The organism is Catenulispora pinistramenti (assembly GCF_018274385.1).
Classification (GTDB): domain Bacteria; phylum Actinomycetota; class Actinomycetes; order Streptomycetales; family Catenulisporaceae; genus Catenulispora; species Catenulispora pinistramenti.
In genome coordinates, this window is record NZ_JAAFYZ010000433.1 from 1 (window position 1) to 2,935 (window position 2,935).

Annotated in this window: 2 protein-coding genes; one reads left to right on the forward strand and one right to left on the reverse strand. The window is 71.4% G+C overall.

Features of this window, described 5'->3' with window-relative positions; genetic code table 11:
- The first annotated feature begins 364 nt into the window (after window positions 1–364).
- Window positions 365–1,051 (forward strand): choice-of-anchor P family protein, encoded by a 687-nt coding sequence (locus KGQ19_RS48190; protein ID WP_212022297.1) that lies wholly within the window; start codon window positions 365–367, stop codon window positions 1,049–1,051.
- A gap of 113 nt (window positions 1,052–1,164) precedes the next feature.
- Here KGQ19_RS48190 and KGQ19_RS51560 read toward each other — a convergent pair whose 3' ends face one another.
- Entirely contained in the window at window positions 1,165–2,832 is a 1,668-nt protein-coding gene (locus tag KGQ19_RS51560) for a transcriptional regulator (protein ID WP_212022298.1), read from the reverse strand.
- Window positions 2,833–2,935: the final 103 nt, after the last annotated feature.

The following is a 2,935-nucleotide window of genomic DNA, read 5'->3' on the forward strand; positions in this document are numbered from 1 at the left end:
GGGTGGTACCTGATCGCGGTGCCTGATCGGTACCTGATCGGGCCTGCCTGTAGCTGCTTGGTACCTGCTCAATCGTGCGGGTCGCGGGCAGCGTTGCCATCCGGCGGGGAGAGACATCGTGTGTACGCCGGGGGTAGTACGGCGGGGTTGGTGCCGAGGAGCTGGGGTCGCGGTGGCGGTGGTGGCGGTGGTGGCGCGGTGACGCGGTGGTGCCTCTTATACGCAGATTCGACATCCGCTGAGCCAACGGGCTGATGTTCGTGCCCATCGAGCCGATCCACGCGTGGCGAATCCCTGGGCGGCACTAATGCTCCGGAATGCTTTGGCGTAAATGGTCCAACAGTTCGTGAAAGGTATGAATCTCATGCGTCTCCGAATCGGGCTGCGCGCCTGCGGCATCACCGCCGCGCTCCTCGGCACCACGCTGGGCGTCGCCGCGCCCTCGCAGGCCTGCAACATGGCCCCCCAGGCTGAGGCCTACGTCGTCTCCGCGCAGGCCCTCGGCGGCCTGGTCAAGGTGGACCCGACGCCGGACTCGAAGTTCCCGCCCGGCGGGACCAAGACCGTGGCGGGCCTGAACCTCGGGCCGATCGCCACCGACGCCACGCTCACCGCCACCACCGCCGGCGACGCCAAGGCCGGCACCGCCTCGGCCTCGGCCACCGCCGACCACCTCACGCTGAACATCCCGCTGGTCGGCTCGCTGGTGGTCACCGCGATCAACGCCAAGTGCGACGCCCCGGCCGCGCCCGGCGCCGCCACCGGCACCTCGACCATCGCCACCGCGACCTTCACCCCGGTCGCGCCGCCCGCCCCGCTCCCGCCGCTGCCTCCGGTCACGGTCACCATCCCGACCGGGGTGAACCAGACCGTGGCGGTGCCCTCGCTGGGCAGCATCGTGTTCAACAAGCAGAGCACGGACAACGACGGCACGCTGACTGTCGAGGCCGCGGACATCACGCTGGCCGGTGGGCAGGAGGTCGTGCTGGGCTTCGCGCAGTGCGGCGGTGCGGCGCCCAGCACCAGCAGCTCGCAGCACCACATGCACTGAGGTCGGGTGAGCTGACCGAGGCTGAGGGCTACCGAGGCTGAGCGTTAGGAGGCGGGTCCCGGCTCAGGCCACTGGGCCGGGACCCGCTTTTGTCACCGCGGACACAGCCGCCGCTAGAACAGCGGGGTGGCGCTCCACTTGCTGCCGTCCCAGAAGTAGGTCGGCTTGCCGTCCAGGCCGATGGTGCGGAAGGGCTTGCCGTGGTCGTCGACCGTGAGCGTGCCCTGCTGGTCGCCGCAGCTCCAGACCAAGACCAGTTCCCAGTCGATCTCCTGGTTGGTGGAGTGCGCGTCGACGTTCAGCACCTGAGTCTCGCTCCCGGAGACCTGGAACGGGAAGTCCGCGACGCCGACGCTGCCGTTGGTGGTCTGGCCGGTGACGGCCTTGAGCTTCGGGTCCGAGGCGTCCAGGTTGAGGGCGAACGAGGCCGGGTCCAGGCCGCCGCCGCAGCCGGAGCCCATGGTGTAGCCGTAGCCACCCTTCGGGGCGGGCTTCGCGCCGACGATGTGGACGTAGAGCGTGTGCAGGACCACGGGCTGTCGGCCCGGCGTGCCCTGCGCGGTGAGTTGGAGGCGCAGGTGGCTGCCGGGGACCGCGCCGAGGGGCTGGGTCCACAGGCCGACGTCGGGCAGGCCGGGCGGCGGATTGACTTGGGACGGGGGCTGAGTCGCGTAGAACCACTGGCCGCACTCGGTGTCCCAGTTGTCGGCCAGCACGTTGACGGTGACCGGGGTCGGGAGTGTGGCGGCGGCGGAGCTGGAGCTGGAGGGGGGACCGGAGCTGGAGGCGGAACCGGGGCCGGAGGCTGACGACGGCGGCGCGGTGGCGGTGGGCGATGAGGTGGCGGCCGATGAGCCGGTCGGCGGTGTCCCGGGAGCTGCGGAGTCGGAGAACGACGTCGAGGGTGCGCCTGCCCGAGTGGCGCCGGCGGATCGGCTGGCGCTGGTGCCGGAGTCGTGGGTCGCGTAGATGGCGAGCGGGACCAGGACGGCTGCGGCGGCGAGGCCGGCGAGGGCTGGCTTGAGCCAGCGGGAGGCGGGGCGGGGGGATTCGGTGCGGGTGCCGGGACTGATGACGATCGGGGCGCCGGGGCTGGACGCGGCTGCTTGGTCGCTCAGTTCGCCGGGGCTGGAGGTGGTCGGCTGGTCGCCGTGCGTATGGTCGCCGGGGCTGGAAGCGATCGGCTGGTCGCTGGGCACATGTTCGGCGGGGCTGAAAGCGGTTGGCTGGTCGCTGGGCGCGTATTCGGCGGGGCTGGAAGCGATCGGCTGGTCGCCGGGAGCATGTTCGCTGGCTGGCCATGATGCTGGGTTGTTGGGGTTCGGAGCAGGTGCCTGGCTGCTCTGTGCCTGTGCGCCGGCGTTCGAGGCACCTATCTGGCCGCCGGCGGAAGCGGTTTTGTCGTCGCGCTGGGCCACCTCCGCTGTACTCGGTCCGGCTGGCTCGCTTGCGGCTGAAGTATCCGCCCCGCTGCCCTCGGCCGGTTCGCCGGTGCTCGCACTCGCACTCGCGCCGCGACCCGCTGCGGCCTCCGCCCGGCGCTCCGCGTCGGCCAGCAGCCACAGCCGGTGCAGCGCCAGCACCTCGTCCGGGGTGGCGCCGCAGGCTCGGGCGAAGCGTTCGGCGGGGGCGAATTCGGCGGGGACGGTGGTGCCGTTGCAGTAGCGGTGCAGGGTCGAGGTGCTGGTGTGCAGGCGTTGGGCGAGGGCGCCGTAGCTGCGGTTCGAGCGGTCCTTGAGGGTGCGCAGGCGGGCCGCGAAGTCGTCGGTGTGGCGTGCCACGTGGTCCTCCCCGTTCCTCGGCGCCGTTCCAGGAACGGGTGATGTCGCAGCTCAGGGTACCTGTTTTCGTTCCAGTGTCCCGCATCGGGGTCAGGGGGTGGCG